The following is a 19414-nucleotide window of genomic DNA, read 5'->3' as shown; positions in this document are numbered from 1 at the left end:
TCTATTGTGCGTCCAAAATCCATCCGGCAGCGCTTACCCGACTGGGCATGAGACCTACCTCGATAGCGCAGTGAGCGGGCGGCTCCTTACGCGGCCGCTCCGTACAGCCCGCCTGCAATCACGCCACTGGCAAGATGATAGCGATTTTTCCGCGCATGCATCGGCGACATGCCATTTGCTTCTCGATAGCACTTAGAGAAGTGCGAAGCGGATATGAAACCGCAGGAGATGGCTATGTCGACAATCGGTATCTGGGACTGCATGAGCAGCAGCTTTGCCCGTTCCAGCCGCAGCTGACGGTAGTAGCTCACGGGTGAGTGACCGATGTGATTGCGAAATAGACGTTCCACCTGGCGCCGAGAGAGTTTCACGCGCGATGCAAGCTCGTCCACGGACAACGGCTCAGCCAGATTCAGCTCCATCTGCTCCACTACGGTCACGACCGTTTCGTTTACCATGCCGGGTCGGTTGGCTAACGGCATCCGCTGGCGCTCGCTGGGGAGCCTTGCCCGTTCCACCAATGCCTGATTGCAAACGCGCGTGACGATCTGCTCGCCAAAATCTCTGTCAACAATGTGCAACATCATATGAAGCGCGGCCATACCGCCAGCACAGGTCCAGATATCGCCGTCTTCCTGAAAAAGCGTGTGGCTCGGAAATGTTGTGAGGAATTGTTCGCTGAAACCTGGCAGCTTTTCCCAGTGGATAGCGCATTTTTTTCGGTCCAGAAGGCCCGCCTTGGCGAGCGCGTAGCTGCCCGACCCGAACGCACCAACTGAAATTCGGCGAAGCCTGCATTCGCGCAGCCAAGCCTCGAGACCTCGATCGGAGGAGCCTTCCAAAAGTCGTCCAGCGCAAACGATGACCATCGCCGGTCGCTCGGAACCAAGGAGGTTCTTTCGCTCTGCTGCAAGATCGCTGACAGCCGAGACATCGACCCCGCAATTTGATCGCACAGGATCGCCGTTACGCGAAGCGACACGCCAGTCATAGGCGCGGTATCCAACAGCAGCATTGGTGAGCCGAAGAGCGTCCACCGCAGATGAGAACGCAATCATGGGGAAGTCTTGAGCTAGATAGAACACAAAGGAGCTCGGTCTCGCGGCGGGCTTGGCGTTTGTAATTGCGCAGACCGCGGTGCGTCTTGTCTTCACCATCATCTATTCCTCACCGGGTTTTTCAGCCGAGTTATCGCACGCGGCCTCGCCTGAAACGAACATTTGCGACGTGCATTCATCATTATTGGACAGGGTCCGGAACATGGCGGATACGTCTCACAGCGGTGATTTGGGTGAAAGCCTGAGGAACCGCTGCCTTGCGAAGTTCCGGCTACATATCGACCACGACGCGGCCCCGGATCTTGCCTTCGACGATGTCGCGCGCGGCGGCGACGATGCCGTCGAAACCGATCGTGCGCGACAATGTCGACAGCTTCTTCAGGTCGAGGTCGGTGCCGATGCGGCGCCACGCCTCCAGGCGGACCGCCTTCGGCGCCATCACCGAATCGATGCCGAGCAGCGAGACGCCGCGCAGGATGAAGGGCGCGACGCTTCCCGGCAGGTCCATGCCGCCGGCGAGGCCGCAAGCGGCGATCGCGCCGCCATAGGAGGTCATCGACAGCACATTGGCCAGGGTGTGGCTGCCGACCGAGTCGACGCCGCCTGCCCAGCGCTCCTTGGCGAGCGGCTTCGCCGGCTGGCTGAGCTCCTCGCGCGAGATCACCTCGGCCGCGCCGAGATCGATCAGATAGGGGCTCTCGGCGTTGCGGCCGGTCGAAGCGATGACATGGTAGCCAAGGCTGGACAGGATCGAGATGGCGACCGAGCCGACGCCGCCCGCAGCGCCCGTCACAACCACCGGACCGCGGTCGGGCGCGATGCCGTGACGCTCCAGCGCCATGACGGAAAGCATGGCCGTGTAGCCCGCCGTGCCGACGGCCATGGCATCATGCGCGCTCATGCCCTCGGGCAACGGCACCAGCCAGTCGCCCTTGACGCGGGCGCGGCCGGCATAGGCGCCGTAATGCGTCTCGCCGACGCCCCAGCCATTGAGGATCACCTTATCGCCCTTGCGCCAGTCAGCATGCGAGGAGGAAATCACGGTGCCGGCGAAATCGATGCCTGGAACCAGTGGCCAGCGGCGCACGACCGGCGCCTTGCCGGTGATGGCGAGCCCGTCCTTGTAGTTCACCGTCGTCGCCTCGACGGCGACGGTAACGTCGCCTTCCATCAGGTCGGCCTCGGTGAGGTCGACGATATCGACGGACTGCTTCTTGTCCGCATCGCGCGAGACGCGGATGGCTTTGAAGGTGTCGGTCATGCTCTCTCCTGGAGGGACGAAATTTCCATGATCATAACCCTGGCCTACGCAAACCACGTCTCGTCAGCGGTCTTGGACAAGATGTCATTGAGGGCTTTGTCGGATAAGCCAAGCTTGCCGGACTGAATGAAATCCAGGGCTGCGGCGTAGCCACCGCGATCGCCGCAAACGGGGAAATTGGACCCCCACATCAGCCGTTCGGTGCCGAAGCATTCGATGAGTTCATGCGTGGGCTCGATGAACGGGTCGAACGGTTCCTTCGAAAACTGGGAAAGGCCGGAGAGCACAATCCTCACGTTAGAGATCGACGACAGTCCGCAGGCCAGGCCGAATCCGTTGAAAGACTCGACGCGATCAGCGATCCCATAATGCGAGATGACAATCCGCCTCTTTGGGTTCGAGGTGGCAAGATCCGCGATCTGCTCCTGCACTCCTGAAACACCGTCCTCATCGATATAGACCAGCAGCTCCAACCCGCGCTCCAGGACGGCACGACACATGGCCGTGGCCCCAAGCAACATGGGCTGATCGACTCTGACTCCTTTCCAGCCAGCGCTCGCGGCGAGCGTCTTCAACGCAGCCGACCAATCGCCTGTTGGGTTCAAAAGCGCGACACCGGCAAAGCGCGAGGGATTTTCGGCAAGAGCCTTGCCGATATAGCTGTTGTCATACTCACCCATATGCTGAACAAGGACGGCCCTGCCTACTCCGACCGCATCAAGCGTGGAGACAACATCTTGCAGGGGGCGGTACTTCGTCTTCCCGCAATGGCAATAGCCGTCGATCGTCATTTGACTTGGTTAGCCGGCTGCGTCACGCCACGCCAAGGCAGCCTTGAGCCCTTCAGTCTGGTAAATTCGCTGAAATTCAGTGCGTTTCGGAGTGCTAGCAGTTTCAATCGAAACCTCGATCTCAAGCGCGTGCAGCAAAGCCTCCTGCATGCCCATAGCATTCAACGAGCCGTTGATCGCACGCTTGGTCATAGCCACTGCATGAGCATCTGCCTGCTTGATTGTCCTGGCGAGAGACCTGGCCTCTTCCTCCAGCGCATCATCGGACACGAGGCGGTTGACGATGCCCAGCGACAGCGCACGCTCTGCTGTCATTGTGTCATCGCCGCTCAGCAGCAGTTCCTTGGCGGCCTTTGCCCCGGTTAGCCAGGGAAGGAGCATGGCGAGCACCCCGGAGCCGAAACGGACCTCGGGCTCTCCCATTCTGCATGAGACTGAAGCCAGAGTGATGTCGCAGGATAGTGCGAGCTCGAACCCTCCACCAACGCAATGGCCGTGAACCGCCGCTATGGTGGGTTTCGAGCAATTCCAGAAGCTCATGATCATCCGGAACTTCCGTTCCAGATTACGTCGTTTCTTTTCCGGATCGGATGAACCTGGTTCTATCTCTTTCAAGTCAAACCCGGCGCTGAAGGATTTGCCGCGGCCCGCCAGGATGATGACCTTTACGCCCGGGTCGGCTTCCGCGTGCCGCGTGGCATCCTCGAGCTCGGACACCATCTGCAGGTTTATGGCATTGAGCTTTGCGGGGCGATTGAGATGAATGGTCGCTACTTCGTCCTGCAGACTGTACTCAATCGTCGAAAAATCGCCCATCGGATGCTCGGCCTCAAAAACTCTAGAGTAAGCGCAGTGGGCAGCATCGACGATGCTGCCCACCATCGCTCAGCTGCCCTGGTACTCCGGCTTGAACTTGTCGACATTCGTCTTGTCGATGAAGAGGCCGACCGGGCTTAACGCCTTCGGCGTATAGATGGCCGCCTCACCAGGCAGCGGCTTGCCGTTTACGGCAGCTTCCAAGTTCTTGATGTTGAACTGAGCGCTCGATGTCGGCATCCAGATCAGCGACGAATACCATGTTCCGTCCTTGATGCCTTGTGCCGCGATTTCGGAGCCGCCATTGCCGACGAGCTTGATACCGCCCTCGCCAAGAGTGAGCCCAGACGCCTTGGCGGCCTTAACCGCCCCTGCGATCATCGTATCGGAAGTGGAGAAGACGACGTTGACGTCAGGGTTCGCCAGAAACGCGTCCCGCATTGTTTTGAACGCGGTATCTGCAAGATAGTTTCCCTCGACCATCGATACGATCTTGATGTTCGGGTGGCTCTTCAGGACTTCCTCAACGCCTGTCCGAACGCCGCTGTCGTAGCCGAAGGAAAATTTACCAGCCAGGTAGATGGCCTTGCACGGATTGATATTCTTGCATGCCTCCACCACGTTCTCTCCGATCGACCGGCCATCGTGGTAGGGCGGGTTGGTCGCGGAACTCACTACCCCGGGGACCTGGATCTTTTCGGTCTTCAAGTCCGTCCCGACGACGGTCGTGTCGATCGCGACCTTGATCCCGGCGTCGGCCGCAGCTTTGACAAAAGGCACTACCCCGCCGCCGTCGAACGGGACGATCATAAAGGCATTGAAACGCGTCGATACCGTCGCATCCTGAATCTGCCTGGCCTGCTGTTGAGCATCCGAGCCGGCGTCAAACACTTCCACCGTCCCGGCAGCTTCCTTCACAATAGACTGTGTCGAAGCGATCGTTTGGGCATAGTAGGCGTTTTTGAAGGGTACGAAGAGGGCGAGCTTTAGCTGTTCGCTGAGCGCCGCGGTGGTCATCGACATCGTCAGCGCGATGCCGCCGGCCAACCCGATAGCTTCTTTTGAGATTCTACGACCTGATTTTTTCATTGTTCCGCTCCTTGATACTTTTTCAGTTCGTTGGTTTTGTTACCGTTTGACTTCCACTTCAGAGTTCCGCTCCCTACCCCTTGGCGCGGTCACGATCCATGTTGTCCTCCCTTCTTGCAGTTAATCTTCGCGGGTCATGACGATATTGGCTTGATCGTCGACCTTGCATTTCCACCCGAAGGGCACGAACAACGTCGTGTCAGTCTGATCGACAATGCAAAGGCCTTCGAACTCTTGGCCGATTACCAGTGTCTCGCGATGATAGATCGGCGCTTCAACATATTGATCGGAGGCGTGGTCATAGACCCTGCGCCTCGACGGAGGCGGACCGGCGACGCCAGTTGGTATGGTCGGTAGCCAGCGCGTCGGATCTGCCTGAGGGCCGATGGCGGTGACGCGCAGATTGACAACTTCGTGGCGAGCATCGGGAATGCGAATCCCGTAGAGGCGCTCGTGCTCGGTATCGAAGGCCGTGGCGACCACTTCGGACGAAATCTCCCCGGTCGGCACAGGGACACTGATTTCCCAGTTCTGACCTTCGTAGCGCATGTCAAGCGAACGGATCAGCGTTGGCTCGCCGGCATAGCCTTCCCCCTCGAGATTATGCAGGGCTTCTGCAACCATCTCGTCGAAGACTGAATTGAGCTGGCCAAGGTCGCCGCGTTCAAGCACCAAGGGCCACGAACGGACGCTATCGAACCGCAGATCGGCCAAAAGCAACCCGGAAGCACTGAGCAAACCTGGCCGCGGCGGTACGATCACGGTTCTCATTCCGAGAACGTCGGCAAGCGCCGCTACATGCAGGGGTCCGGCACCGCCTGCTGCAATGATGGCAAAGGCTCTCGGATCGATTCCCTGCTGGGCACTTATCGCCCGTACCTCATGCACAATATTGTTGATGCAGATGTCGATAATGCCCTTGGCGACCTTTTCGACCTCCAGACCAAGCGGCTCTGCGACCTGCCTGATTGCCGCGACACTCTTGTCACGATCGAGCCTTACCGATCCACCCAGTGCCGCTTCAGTGCCTAGTCTGCCGAGGACAAGGTTGGCGTCCGTGACGGTCGGTTTTGTGCCGCCGCGACTATAGCAGGCCGGGCCCGGATCAGCCCCCGCGCTCTGCGGTCCGACTTTCAGGGCGCCGCCGACATCGATCCAGCTAATGCTACCGCCGCCAGCGCCGAGGGTGCGAATGTCAATGGTCGGAATGAGAACCGGAATACCGACGTCGATTTCGCCTTCGGTGCGGTAGGCAAGCTCGTTGTCACGCACCAAGGACAAATCAAAGCTGGTGCCGCCCATGTCGGTGGTAATCACATTGTCGTAGCCTGCACTCTTTCCGATGAATTTCCCTGCCAGTGCGGCCGCGGCCGGACCGCTGAGGAAGGTGTGGATCGGATAGTTCTTGGCGGTCCGCGAAGTCATCAGGCCACCATTGCTTTTCATGATGAAAAGCTCGCGGTTCAGTCCCCCGGCCGCCATCTTGTTCTCCAGGGCGGTGAAGTACTGCGCCATCACGGGCTTAATGTAGGCGTCTCCGGCGGTGGTGGAGGTTCTCTCATATTCTCGCCACTGCGGCAGCAGGTCCGAGGACGTGGAGATCGAGAGTTCGGGGAACCTCTCCGCTGCAATCTGGGCGATCCGGCGCTCGTGCACCGGATTGGCGTAACTGAACAGCAGGCAGACCGCGACGGAATCGCAGCCCTGCTCCGACAGGAAGGCTAGAGCAGCCTCAACACCGGCTTCATCCAACTGATCAACCATACTGCCGTCAGGCGCAACTCGCTCCGATACCTCGCATCGCAATTCCCGTGGAACCAAGGGCGCAGGCGCGCTCCAGCGGAGGTTGAAATAGTCGGTCATCGGCTTGATGCCGCGACCGATCTCCAGTGTGTCGCGAAAGCCCAGCGTTGTGATCAGCCCGGCTCTGGCCCCCCGGCGCTCGATCATCGTGTTTGTCCCAACGGTGGTTCCGTGGACCGCCTTTTCCAGCGCACCGGGAGCGACCGAAGCCTCCTCCAAGCCCTTCAGGAACGCCTCTGCCGGCGCTTTGGGGGTGCTTGGTCGCTTGTGAACGCGGACCGAGCCGCGTTCGGCAATAATGAAATCAGTGAAGGTGCCGCCGATGTCGACGCCGATCATTGTCATATGAAGAATCCCTCAAACTCGGATATTGCCGGACCGCTGGCCGTACTTCGAAGCAATCGCGTCCACCTGCGCCTTGGCCATGCGATAGGATTGGACGGCCTTTGCGGGTGTGATGTAGCCGGCAATCAGATCACGCTCGATGAGAGATGGATCTCGATCCGCCACGTTTCCGTAGCCGGCGCCGCCCGGCGAGCAGACTCGCAGTCGATCGCCACGGCGAAGTCTCAGAGCGCTGAACTGTGTGGGGCAGACAATGTGAGCCCCCAACTCGAGCGGCGTGTATTCCTTGCCGTCGCGGAGCACTCTTATGGTGGTGATCTGGCCGGCTTCGCCGCCATTGAACCCGGTCGGCGCCGACACACCGCGCCAGGACACGCTGTTGAGCTGGAAATCATCCACGAGGATTTCATATTCGGTCGCAACCCCAAGCCCGCCCCGAAACTTTCCCGCGCCGCTGTCCGGGCGCAACTCGTGCTTGCGAACCCGCCAGGGGTAGTGGGTCTCGAGCACCTCGGCAGGGAATGTCTTGCTGCCGACGCCGACCCAAGCCATGACCGCCGTCGTTCCATCCCGTTCGCGAAGGCCTCCCCAGCCCGATCCTTCCCAGGTTATGAATGTATACGGTTCGCCATGTTCATCGCGGCCGCCACCTGTGAGCTGGGTGGTCGAGCTCCCGCCAGGAGCAGGCGCCCGGTCGGGAATTGCCTTGCGTAGGGCGTCGAGAACACCTTCGACCAATGCATTGTGGCTCTCGGACTGACCGCCGCTGAGAGGAGCCGGATGCATGCAGTTGACTATGCTGCCCCGCGGCAGGATGGCATGAAGCGGGGCAAAGGTGCCCTGATTGTGGTTCAGGTACGGATCGACCACATTGAAAATCGCATTGGCGCTCGCGGAATAAGCAACGCCGTAGGGGCTGTTCACGGGTCCCTTTGCTTGTCGGTCACTGCCGCGGTAGTCGAAGATGATGTCCTCATCGAGCACAATCAGTGACAGCCGAACGACGGTGGGATCGGTGGTCACGCCATCATAGTCGAAGCGGACTGTGCCTTCGTAGATCCCGTTCGGGATGCTGCGGATGCTGGCGCGCATGCGGCGCTCGGCATAGCGCCGGACTTCATCGCACAACTCCTGGAAACGATGGCGTCCGTGCCGCTCGACCAGTTCGAGAATGCGACGCTCGCCAATGCGCGTACTGGCGTACATCGCCATGGCGTCGCCATAGGACTTCAACGGGGTGCGGACATTCGCGAGCATGATCTCCCACAGCTCGGGATCTTCCTTCCCGGCCTTGATGAATTTGACGGGCGGGATGATGACGCCTTCCTGGTAGATTTCGGTGGCGTCGGCTGGCATCGACCCCGGCGACTTACCGCCCACGTCGGTATGGTGTGCGATGGTGGCCGAGTAGGCGACGATCTCCCCATCGTGGAACACCGGGATGATCATGCAGAATTCTGGAAGATGGGGCGTTCCGTGATAGCTGTCGTTGAACAGGATGGCGTCGTTGGGCTGGAGATTTTCCTTGCCGATGTGATCGATGCCTGCCTCGACCGCGAATTTCATCGAACCCATCTGAGCCGGGATGCCCTCGTACTGGGCGATGAGAGTCAGATCCGCGTCATAGATAGCTGTCGTGAGGTCGGCACCCTCGTAGAAGACCGGGCTGTAGGCCGTGCGCTCCATGGTCTTGGCCATCTCTTTGCAGATGGACAGCAGAGCCCCGTTGATCACTTCGAGCGTGATCGCATCGACGTTGGATTGCCCGGAATAGCAGTCGGTCTTCAACCATTCTGCCAAAGCCTTTGGGAGATCATCTGGCAACGGACTAGTCGCGGCGGCTGTCTCGCAGGTCTTGTCGCAGAATTCATCAGTGCTGACCCTTGCGAGCATCTTGCCACAAAAGCCGCATTTTTTTTGAATGGAAGAATATTTCATTGTTGCCCTCAGATTTTCTTGCGAGTCCAAGCGTCGATCCCAACGGCGACCAGGATAATCAATCCCTTGACGATGTCCTGATAAGTTGGGTTGAGGCCCAGGAGCGTGAATCCATTGCCGATCATGGCGAGGATGAAGACGCCCACCACGGTGCGCCAGATGGCGCCCTCGCCGCCGAAGATGGAATTGCCGCCGATGACAACCGCGGCTATGGCGGTAAACTCGATGCCAACGCCGGTCGTCGATTGCACGGACCCAACCTGGCTGGCGACCATAAGGCCGGCGAGCGCCGCCAGCAGACCGGAAATGACGAACGTAGCCCCTCGCGTAAGGTGCACACTGACGCCAGACAGACGTGCCGCTTCGGGGTTGCCCCCACACGCGAGGATATGGCGCCCGAAGGGGGTGCGAAGCACAACCAGTGTGCAGGCGATGGCAGTCAGCGCCAGGATATAGACCGACAATTGTATGCCGAGAACACGTGCGGTGCCGAGGATGGCAAAACCCTCGGAGTCCGTGGAGACGATGAAGCCACCTGTAATGGCAGTGGCGATACCCCGCCCGATTATCGCGGTCGCCAGTGTCCCGATGAAGGTGTTGACCCTCCCAACCGTGGTCAGCAGCGCATTGACCAGTCCGATCAGGAAACCGACCCCCAGCCCGGTCACGATGCCGGCGACAGGGCCAGCGACATTGGTTGCGAGGATCGACAGGATCCCGGCCAGGGCAAAAGTGGCACCGGCCGAGAGATCAAACCCTCCGGCCATGATGACCAGGGTGCCCGCACAGGCGATCAGTGCGATCGGCGCCCACTGATCGACGATATTCAGCAGGTTGCGCGGCGTGAAAAAGACAGGGCTGAAGATGCTGAGCGCGATGAAAAGCAACAGGAAGCCGAGAACGACGCCCAACTCTCCAGTCGAAAAAGCAATCCGCTTGCGTTCAGCAGCCCGTCCAGATTCTTGCGCGATCACTCTCATTCTCCGTCTTCTTGCATGCCGAACGCGGCGCGCCGGACGGAGTCTTCCGTCAAGTTCCCTGCCATGAGTTGCCGGCTGACACGCCCCTCGCGCATCACCACGGCGCGATTGCAAAGGCCCAGGATCTCCTCCATCTCGGACGAGATCAGCAGTATGGCCATGCCTTGCTGGGCCAGTTCGTTCAGGAAGACGTAAATCGCCTGTTTGGCACCGACGTCGACGCCGCGGGTCGGTTCGTCGATGATGAGCAGCTTCGCATTGCGCATCATCCAGCGCCCGAGAAGGACTTTTTGCTGATTGCCGCCCGAGAGCAACCGCACGGGCAGCCCGGAGACCGGCCTCATGATTTTCAACCTCTGCGCGACGCGCGAAGTTGCCGCCTTACGCCCCGGTTCGTTAATCAGGCCGGCGCGCGTGTAGCTGCCGAGATGAGGCATGGTCATGTTGTCCATGATATCCATGGACAGCATAAGCCCTTGATCCTTGCGGGATTCCGGCACCAGTCCGATACCGAGCTTGATGGCGTCCTTCGGGCTGGAGACCTTCAGCGCCTCGCCGTTGAACCGAACCGAGCCGGAGGTAAAACGATCCGCGCCGTAGATGGCCCGGCCCAGCTCTGTCCTGCCGCTCCCGACCAGCCCGGCCAGTCCGACTATTTCGCCGGGCAGCACCGAAAACGATACGTCTTGAAAAGCCGGAGCGCGGCTGAGACCCTCGACTTGCAGGACTGGGTGGCTGCCGACCGGGCTCGTTTTCGCAGGAAAGGCGAGGTCCATCTCCTGGCCGAGCATCTTGCGAACGAGCGTGCGAGGTGTTTCGCCCGCGGCAGGCGAGGTATCGATCAAATGACCATCCTTCAGCACGGTCACGAAGTCGGCCATTGCGAGCACTTCGTTGAGGAAATGCGAGACGTAGATTATGGTTTTGCCGCGCTGGCGCAGTGATCTGACGATGTCGAACAGCGTGCTTGCATCGTTTTGGGGCAGCGCCGCAGTTGGCTCGTCCATGATGATGATCTCGGCATCCCGGGCGAGCGTTCGCAGGATTTCGACCTTCTGCTGCTCAACCAGCCGCAATGAGCCCACAACGGTGTCGGCCGGGACCGCAAAGCCATATCGCTCTTGCAGTTCCGCATATCGCCGGCGCATTGAGCGAAGTCGTAGCCGCCCGCCCCTCGCCAACTCGTTGCCAAGAAATACGTTGTCGATGACGGACATGCGAGGAATGACATTGAGTTCCTGGGCGACGAGACCCACGCCATGCCTGAGCGCGTCACGCGGGCCGCTTAGGGTGACCTGCTTGCCGTCGATCAGTATTCGCCCCAGGTCGGGAGTCGTGGCGCCGGCAATAATTCTTCCGAGCGTCGACTTTCCCGCACCATTTTCGCCGATCAGGCCATGTATGGTGCCTGCGCGTATTCCCAGATCGATGCCGCGCAGGGCGTGAATGCCCGCGAACGACTTTTCGATCGATTGCAATTCCAACCGAAACTGTCCGGGCCCGGGTGAAATGGTTGAGCTACTCATTGCGCTCGCCGTGTGGAACAGGAACGACAAGCGCGTCGACCGCAATCGCGCCGGTAGCTCCGACAATTACCGGGTTTACGTCGATTTCTGCGGCAAACGGTGCGAGATCCGACACAAGCCAACTGAATCTGACGATTGTTTCGACCACCGTGGCGAGTTCGACCGGCGGAAAATTGCGATAGCCATGCAGGAGCCTTCTCACGCCGAGCGAATCGATCATTGCCCGGGCCCGCTTGGCGTCCAAGGGCGCGATATCGAACGCGGCATCTCCCAGATGCTCGATCAATATCCCCCCGGCCGCCACCATTACCGCGGGCGGCCATCCCGGCTCGATGATCGCGCCGAGCGACAGTTCCACGCCTTTGGGAGCCATTTCGGCCACCAGTGCCTTCGGGCCCAGGCGAGCCGACATCCTGTCGTAGGCGGCGAGCAGCGACGGTTCGTTCGCGATATCAAGCGTGACCCCGCCCAAGTCGCTTTTATGCAGGACGCCGTCCGACGCCGTCTTCAGCGCGACCGGGAACGCCAATGATGCGGCGGCCCGCCGCATGTCCTCGAGGCTGGCGATCTGCCTGCGCCTCGGAGTGTCGATGCCATAGGCCGACAGCAACTCGAGAGCTTCATGCTCGGAAAGCGGGGATGTGGCACGGTTCAGTTGCCGCGCCCAAATGCTCGGCCCCTCTGGAATGTCGGGCGGCCTTTCCGGCGCAGTGATCGGCCTCGCGCGCCAGCAGATGAAATGCCGCAAGGCTCGCAGGCCGGTCTGGGTTCCGTCCAGAACGGGGATCCCAAGCTGGGTGAGACGAAGCGCCAGGGCGTCATGCCTGACAGCGGCGTAGTTTGTGACGACCGCAACAGGCTTGGTGGTTCGCCCATGCGCGGCAACAGCTGCGTTCGCAACACCCTCGGATACGAAATACCCGTCACGGATGTTGCAGAAGAACGCGCCGGTCGCGACGTTGTCGTCCTCCAGCAACGCAGTCATCGAATCCGCGAAGACGGCCTCAAAATTGGCTGAGCCGCCCCAAGCGTCCAATGGATTCGCCGGCTTCAGGTCGTCGCTGATACAGGATGCAATTTTCTCCAGCGTCGCCGCATGGGGCTCCGCGTAGGCGACGTCGAGACGCTCGGCGAGGTCGACAACCAGCTCGCGTTCGCCACCGGAGTCGTGAACCGCCGCCAAATTTCCCTTGATAGCCCGCCGCGGCTGCTGGAACATCAGCATGGTCGCGGCCATTTCGTCGAGATCATCGACCTGAATGACGCCATAGCGACGAAACATTCCCTGATAGATGGCATCGGCACCGGCAATCGCGCCGGTATGACTGAGCGCCATCTCTGCGCTCCTGGCGGTTCGGCCAACCTTGAGGGCGATGACTGCGACCTCGCGTTCCGCCGCAAGCGTGAGTGCTTCTTCGAAAGCGCGCGGATTGCGTATGGTTTCAATGAACAGGCCGACAGCGCGGAACGAGGATCGATCGACCATCCACTGCAGATAATCGGCGGTCGTGGTCACCATTTCCGCCCCAGAAGAAATGGCCACACCAAGTCTCAGCCTATCGTCATTGTGCGCCAGGGCGCCGAAGACCGAGCCCGATTGAGCGATCAGCCCGACCGGCCCATCGTGCATGGGTTGCAGGGCAGGAAAGCCGGCTACTCTCAAGCCGATTGCGTGATTGTAGAAACCCATGCAATTGCCGCCGCAAATAGCCATGCCGGCGCCTGTTGCGATGGAAGTCAATCTTTCCTTGAGGCCCGGCAGGGCGGGACTGACGCAGGAAGCAAAGATGGTTGCGGCACTCGCGCGGTGCGCAACCGCAGCCTTGAGAGCCGCTTCCAGGCGTTCGTTACCGAGGCCGATGACGACGTGATCGACGACATAAGGAAGTGACTGCAAGTCCGAAAAGGTGGGCAGCCCGTCGATTTGCGAGTACTGCGGGTTTACCGCGAAAATCTCGCCCGAGTATCCCCCCCTTCGGGCCATTTGAATCATCGCGTTGCCCAGGCTTCCCTCTCGTGGCGATGCGCCGAGAAGCGCTATTGCTCGCGGAGCAAGCAAGGCTTCCATGCCTCGAGACAGAACCTTGGCGGTACGCGAGGACGATTGATCCGCGGAGGTCGTAACAAGACGCAAAATTCGTGCCTCAACCCTTTGGCTGGCTCTTGAAACTTGACGACTGTTGCGGCTGCCCGAACGCGCCTGCACGGTTCAGCCGGTCCTCTCAATTGTTTCTTCGTTAGCTAATGAACCGAACACGTCGGGGGTCAACTCAGCTTATGCTGTCGCCTAGCCGTCAAAATTTTGGACATCTGCATGTCTCTGATTTGATGCGATTATTTCACCCGAGTGGCCTGTCAACATCGCGCCGGGGCCGGCTTCAGGGGTCTCGATGCATCTTTCGATACACAACTGGATGAAACCGGAGCCGCTCGCAAAATCCTGCGATCGCTTGGTCGAGTTTGGATATGAGAGCCTGGAGATCTACTGTGATCCGGGACTGCTATCGAGAGCCGACAGTGTCAGGGAATTGTTGGCCAACAGGGCCGTGCGCTGCTGGGGTGGCGTCATGTGGCCGTATGCGCAGACAAAACTGCTGACGACAAATGCAAACGAGCGATCGGCCTATATCAGATATGCGATTGACTGCCTCAACTTCGTGCACCGCCTCAAAGGACAAGTCCTGGTCGTTGTGCCCGGCTTTGGCCGGGAGGGGCCAGCCGCAAGTCCGCAGGAAGAATGGTACTGGTGCGTCGATGCGCTCCAGGAGATCAACGCAAGCGCGAGCCGTTTGGGTATTCGGCTCGCCCTGGAGCCTCTGAACCGCTTCGAAACGCATTTTCTCAATCGTCTAGATCAAGCGCTGTTGCTGGCAGACGCCGTGGGCGGTGATTGCGGGGTTTGCATGGACGCCTTCCATGCTAACATTGAAGAACCCGATCCTGTCGGGGCGATACGGTTAGCCGGCAGCAAGCTTGCCGATTACCATCTTGCCGATTCGAACCGCCTCGCGCCCGGAATGGGCCACTACGATTGGGCCGAGATCATCGATGCCCTGGCTGCCGCCGGTTACAAAGGTGGCCTTCCGGTTGAGTTCGTGCCCTTTGTGGACCGAACACCGCTCGATCCGGCCTTCGGATCCATTGACCAGGGCGAGCATGGGCAGGTGCATTCCGATACGGCGGGCGGCGTTGTCGGCGAAACGCGATACCGCGACCTCGTCCGGCGTTCCGCGGAGACTATCCTCCCTCACCTCAAGAAAGTTTCCCAGCCAGAATGAAGATCACAAGGTTAGAGACCGTCTACCTCCCGGATACCTCGTCCAATACGATCTGGGTGGAGGTACATACGGATGAAGGAATAGTCGGGCTTGGTGAGACTTTCTACAACCCCCTCACGGTTACGGCGTATATACATGAGGTCGCCGCACCATACCTCATCGGGAAGGACCCGCTTCGCATTGATCGACATTCGCGGGATCTCGCAGGTTTTCTGGGGTTCAATTCAACCGGTGCCGAAACGCGAGGCAATTCGGCCATAGACATCGCCCTTTGGGACATTTTCGGCCAGGTCACCGGCCAGCCCGTATGGCAGTTGCTCGGAGGCCTCTCACGCGAGCAGGTCCGAATCTACAACACCTGCGCGGGCTACGGCGGGCAAGGTTTCGGCAATCGGGCCATGAATGTCAGCGCCGGCAAGGGGTCGCGTCGTCACGAAGATTACGAAGCATCGTTGAACAATCCTGCCGAACTCGCGCAAGACCTGCTTTCAGAGGGGATAACCGCGATGAAGATCTGGCCGTTCAAGCAGTTCCAGACCGGCAATCTGACAATGGAGCTCGACCCGGCCCAGATCAAGAAAGGGCTTGAGCCCTTGCAAAAGATCCGCAAAGCCGTTGGCGAGAAAATGGAAATCATGTTGGAACTCAACAACAGTTTCAATCTTCCGACCGCCAAGCGGCTTGCCCACTACGCGGATGAATTCGAACCATTCTGGTATGAGGATCCGATCCGAGCGGACGACCTCATGGCGCTCCAGTCCTTCGCCTCGGCCACTCACGTTCCATTGGCCGCTTCGGAGACACTCGCCACGAGATGGTCGTTCCGGGATCTCCTCGCCTGTCGCGCGGCCGGCATCCTCTTGCTGGATCTGTCGTGGTGCGGCGGCATTTCTGAAGCCAAGAAAATCGCCGCTATGGCGGAAGCCCATCAGTTGCCGGTGGCGGCACACGATTGCACCGGACCCGTGGTGCTTTCAGCCTCGCTCCACCTGTCGTTCAACGCGCCGAACGCCCTGATGCAGGAGGCCGTGCGCGCCTACTATCGCGGCTGGTACCTCGACGTGGTGAGCGGACTTCCCGAAATCGTCAACGGCTACGCCGCGGCCCCACGCGCTCCCGGCCTCGGCATCAAGCTGCTGCCGGATGCCAAGGCGCGCCAGGGCGCGATCGTACACAGCACTTTCAGTTAGCGGTGCAACTTCGTGACAGGCTTGCTATCGTCTCGTATACCCGATCGGCGCCCTGCCAAGGCGCCACATCAACGCGCCGCGGAGTTGAAAGTACGCAGTGCGCTCAATGGACCGCGAGCGATGGCGAAGTTCCGATACCAGTTGCCGCCTCTAAACTATCTGGTCGCGTTCGAAGCCGCCGCCAAACACTCCAATTTTACCGAGGCCGCGCAAGCCCTCAACGTGTCGCGAGCGGCAATCAGCTACCAGGTCAAGGCGATCGAGAACTTCGTTGGCAAACCCCTTTTTCATCGGCTGAACCGATCAGTGCGCTTGACGCCCGAGGGCGAAAAGATGTTCGCCGTCGTCTCCCGAAGCCTCGAAGAAATCCTCGATGTCGTTCTGGCAATCGAGAACGATCCGCAGGAAGACACCGTTACTGTGACGACCACGACGGGGTTTTCAACCTACTGGCTTTTACCTCGGGTTGGTTCTTTCCGAGCCGCTTCTCCCGACATCGAGATCAACCTCGTCGTGACCGATCGATACATCGATGTCGACGAGGAAAACGTCGACATTGCCATTCGCTATTTCAAGGATGACCTTATCGATCCCAGCGCGCGCTTCCTGCTTAAACAACAAGTGGCGCCGACCTGCAGCTCAACTTACCAAACGAACCTGAAGCCAAGTTCGGGAGCCGAAGATCTGCTGAGTGAACGGCTGATCTACCTGGAAGGCCGAAAATACGACGCGCGCTCAAAATGGCGCAGTTGGTTCAGGCAGAACGGCATCCATGTTTCGAAGCTGCCGCCGGGCATCACGGTGGATAACTATGCCAACCTGATTCAGGCTTGCGAGGCTGGCGAAGGCTTTGCGCTGCTGGGGCCGCCCCTGGTCACCGAACAGGTCAGGACAGGAACGCTCGTTCAGCCCTTCAGGTTCGGCCTGATGTCGATCGGAAGCTTCTATCTGAAGCTGCGAAATATGCGAGCGCCGAACAATGCCGTCAGCCGATTCTGCGAGTGGATCATCCAGGAAGCGGCATCGGCCGAGGAGCAGGCTGGATCACTTATCCAAGCCAAGGACGAGAGATAAATTTTACATGCAAGATCAACTGAGCTTTGTGTTCCTGCCGCCGCAGGACGACATTATCCGTGGCTGGCATCACCGCCTGACCGCGTCCTCCAGCCCTTTCAAATTCCATCTGGCTGAAAATCAGGCCGATGCACTGGCGTTGATCGCAGGCGCTGACGCAGCCTATGGCGAGGTTACGCCCGAACTGCTTTCGCGGGCCTCGAAACTGAAATGGCTGCAGGCCCCTTATGCAGCGCCGCCGGAAGGATTTTTCCCTGACTTCCTGCAACAGCATAAACTGGTTCTCACCAACTTTCGCGGCATCTATAGCGATCACATCGCAGTCCATGTCATGGCGTATATTCTGGGGTTCGCGCGAGGGCTCCATTACTACCTGCCCCGCCAATTCAAGCATGAATGGAACCCCGAGCCCCTCGATACGGGCGTCATCCCGCTGCCGGGCAAGACGGTACTCATCGTGGGTGTGGGCGGCATTGGAAGCGAACTCGCCCGGCTCTGCGCCGCTTTTGGATTAAGGGTGATCGGTGTGGATGCCCGCAGGACGGAGCCCGTTCAGTATGTCCAGCGTGTCGCTGCCGCGGGAGAGCTCGACCAACTGTTGCCGGAAGCCGACTTTCTCGTCGTCACGGTCCCGCTGACCCCAGCAACACGGCTGATGTTCAAGCGGGACCGCTTTCGCGCCATGAAGTCTTCTGCCTTCTTCATCAACGTAGGTCGTGGGGGGACCACCTCCATCGCGGATCTCATCGAGGCCTTGAATGCCGGAGACCTGGCTGGCGCGGGTCTGGACGTCTTCGAAGATGAACCCTTGCTGCCCGAGCACCCTCTTTGGCGCACGCCGAACCTTCTCATCACGCCACACATGGCAAGCTATGGACCGGACCTCGATGAGCGGCGGTTCGCGATCATCAGAGACAATTGCGAACGGTTCGCAAGCGGCAAGCCGCTCCACAACGTTGTCGACAAGGTTCAAGGTTTCTAAGCCACGACAGCGGGAATGCACAATGGCACGCGAATGTCACGAAGGAACCGCTGGCTATGACGGCTGATGGCCGCCCAGTGGCCGGCACTGTCATGCCCTCTCTTTTCGATCCGGTCACGATCGGCGCGACGGTCGCCCCGAATAGAATACTGATGGCGCCGCTGACGCGTTCTCGCGCAACCCGGAGCGCGGTTCCGACCCCGCTGATGGCGCAATATTATGCACAGCGCGCATCGGCGGGCCTGATTGTGAGCGAGGCGACAGCCATCAGCCGGCAAGGCCTCGGCTGGCCCTACGCGCCGGGCATCTGGAGCGAAGACCAAGTCGCCGGCTGGAGGGTCGTCACACGCGCAGTTCACGAGGCCGGCGGGCGTATTTTCTGCCAGCTCTGGCATATGGGCCGCATGGTCGCGCCACAGTTCTTGGATGGGCGGCGAAGCGTATCGGCATCGGCCACGATCGCGCCGGGGCTCGCCCATACCTACGACGGCAAGCGTGCCTACGCTCGTGCTCGAGCGCTCAGTTTGACCGGCATTCGCAACGTTGTGAACGAGTACCGCCAAGCGGCTCGACACGCAGTTCTGGCGGGTTTCGATGGCGTGGAGATCCACGGTGCGAACGGCTATCTGGTCGATCAGTTCCTCCGCAGCAGCGCAAACAGGCGCCGGGATCGCTATGGCGGCGAAATTGGCAACCGGATCAACTTTCTGCTTGAGACAACCGAGGCTGTCGTGGAGGAGATAGGTCGCGACAGGACTGGCGTGCGGTTGTCGCCCAACGGCGCATATTACGGCGTCAACGACGATGAGCCGGAAAAGCTATTCGTGGCGGCTGCAGCCGCGTTGTCCAGCCTTGGCATAGCCTTCCTGGAGATACGTGAGCCCAGGCCAGAGGACACCTTCGCCAAGCCCGATCGGCCACCCATCCATCCTCTTATCCGCAAAGCATTCCAAGGCGTCCTGGTATTGAATTCAGGCTATGATGGCCGTTCGGCACAGGACGCCTTGAGCCGTCGGGAAGCAGACGCGATCTCCTTCGGACGCCCGTTCATATCCAACCCGGATCTTCCGGAGCGGTTACGGTCCGGCAAGCCGCTGGCAACTCGAGACATCACGACCTGGTACACCCAAGGGGCAGCCGGCTACACCGATTACCCGGCGCTTGCGTAGCGACGACGTCCCATTTGCAAATGCGGTGGTTGCCTCGCCCTCAGGCCGCCAATCAGCGCCCACCGCGCGAGATTCTGGCGGAATGCCTGCCTATTATGCTACTGGCACAGACGA

Annotated in this window: 15 protein-coding genes; 5 read left to right on the top strand and 10 right to left on the bottom strand. The window is 59.9% G+C overall.

All coding sequences use genetic code 11. The features are described 5' to 3' along the window. Positions 1-86: 86 nt before the first annotated feature. The 10 genes from LB553_RS12550 to LB553_RS12505 all read right to left on the bottom strand — a co-directional run bounded on the left by LB553_RS12550 (position 87) and on the right by LB553_RS12505 (position 13675). Positions 87-1058, bottom strand: a complete 972-nt coding sequence (locus LB553_RS12550; RefSeq protein ID WP_411962172.1) for a GlxA family transcriptional regulator — start codon at positions 1056-1058, stop codon at positions 87-89. A 271-nt stretch (positions 1059-1329) separates the two neighbouring features. Next, entirely contained in the window at positions 1330-2319 is a 990-nt protein-coding gene (locus LB553_RS12545) for an MDR family oxidoreductase (RefSeq protein ID WP_224513584.1), read from the bottom strand. A 44-nt stretch (positions 2320-2363) separates the two neighbouring features. Further along, complete coding sequence (locus LB553_RS12540; protein WP_224513582.1) at positions 2364-3110, bottom strand: amidohydrolase family protein; 747 nt, start codon at positions 3108-3110, stop codon at positions 2364-2366. Positions 3111-3119: 9 nt separating this feature from the next. Continuing rightward, positions 3120-3992 (bottom strand): enoyl-CoA hydratase/isomerase family protein, encoded by an 873-nt coding sequence (locus tag LB553_RS12535; RefSeq protein WP_224513581.1) that lies wholly within the window; start codon positions 3990-3992, stop codon positions 3120-3122. Positions 3993-3995: 3 nt separating this feature from the next. Beyond that, positions 3996-5015 (bottom strand): sugar ABC transporter substrate-binding protein, encoded by a 1020-nt coding sequence (locus LB553_RS12530; RefSeq protein WP_224513580.1) that lies wholly within the window; start codon positions 5013-5015, stop codon positions 3996-3998. Between the two features lie 120 nt (positions 5016-5135). Beyond that, the gene (locus LB553_RS12525) at positions 5136-7163 is read right to left on the bottom strand and encodes a hydantoinase/oxoprolinase family protein (RefSeq protein ID WP_224513579.1); all 2028 of its coding nucleotides are present in this window, start codon (positions 7161-7163) and stop codon (positions 5136-5138) included. A gap of 12 nt (positions 7164-7175) precedes the next feature. After that, positions 7176-9101 (bottom strand): hydantoinase B/oxoprolinase family protein, encoded by a 1926-nt coding sequence (locus LB553_RS12520; RefSeq protein ID WP_224513578.1) that lies wholly within the window; start codon positions 9099-9101, stop codon positions 7176-7178. Positions 9102-9109: 8 nt separating this feature from the next. Further along, positions 9110-10075 carry an ABC transporter permease gene (locus LB553_RS12515; protein ID WP_224513577.1) on the bottom strand — a complete coding sequence of 322 codons (966 nt, stop codon included), beginning with the start codon at positions 10073-10075 and terminating at the stop codon, positions 9110-9112. Between the two features lie 2 nt (positions 10076-10077). Then, positions 10078-11565, bottom strand: a complete 1488-nt coding sequence (locus LB553_RS12510; RefSeq protein WP_224513576.1) for a sugar ABC transporter ATP-binding protein — start codon at positions 11563-11565, stop codon at positions 10078-10080. 34 nt (positions 11566-11599) lie between these two features. After that, positions 11600-13675, bottom strand: coding sequence for an acetate--CoA ligase family protein (locus tag LB553_RS12505; RefSeq protein WP_224513575.1), 2076 nt, complete (start codon positions 13673-13675; stop codon positions 11600-11602). A gap of 322 nt (positions 13676-13997) precedes the next feature. Between LB553_RS12505 and LB553_RS12500 the strand changes: the two genes are divergently transcribed. The 5 genes from LB553_RS12500 (at position 13998) to LB553_RS12480 (ending at position 19300) form a co-directional block, all read left to right on the top strand. Further along, the gene (locus LB553_RS12500; RefSeq protein ID WP_224513574.1) at positions 13998-14885 is read left to right on the top strand and encodes a sugar phosphate isomerase/epimerase family protein; all 888 of its coding nucleotides are present in this window, start codon (positions 13998-14000) and stop codon (positions 14883-14885) included. After that, entirely contained in the window at positions 14882-16075 is a 1194-nt protein-coding gene (locus LB553_RS12495; protein ID WP_224513572.1) for a mandelate racemase/muconate lactonizing enzyme family protein, read from the top strand. The genes LB553_RS12500 and LB553_RS12495 overlap by 4 nt, the downstream gene beginning before the upstream one ends. A gap of 120 nt (positions 16076-16195) precedes the next feature. Beyond that, a complete protein-coding gene (locus tag LB553_RS12490) occupies positions 16196-17149 on the top strand; it encodes a LysR substrate-binding domain-containing protein (RefSeq protein WP_224513570.1) in 954 nt (317 codons plus the stop codon). Between the two features lie 7 nt (positions 17150-17156). Further along, positions 17157-18131 (top strand): D-2-hydroxyacid dehydrogenase, encoded by a 975-nt coding sequence (locus LB553_RS12485; protein WP_224513568.1) that lies wholly within the window; start codon positions 17157-17159, stop codon positions 18129-18131. 92 nt (positions 18132-18223) lie between these two features. Next, positions 18224-19300: an alkene reductase gene (locus tag LB553_RS12480; RefSeq protein WP_224513741.1), complete on the top strand. Its 1077-nt coding sequence runs from the start codon at positions 18224-18226 to the stop codon at positions 19298-19300. Positions 19301-19414 lie beyond the last annotated feature (114 nt).

The sequence above is a fragment of the Mesorhizobium sp. CA8 genome, assembly GCF_020164955.1.
In the GTDB taxonomy this organism is placed as follows: domain Bacteria; phylum Pseudomonadota; class Alphaproteobacteria; order Rhizobiales; family Rhizobiaceae; genus Mesorhizobium.
This window is presented reverse-complemented; position numbering and strand designations above follow the sequence as displayed.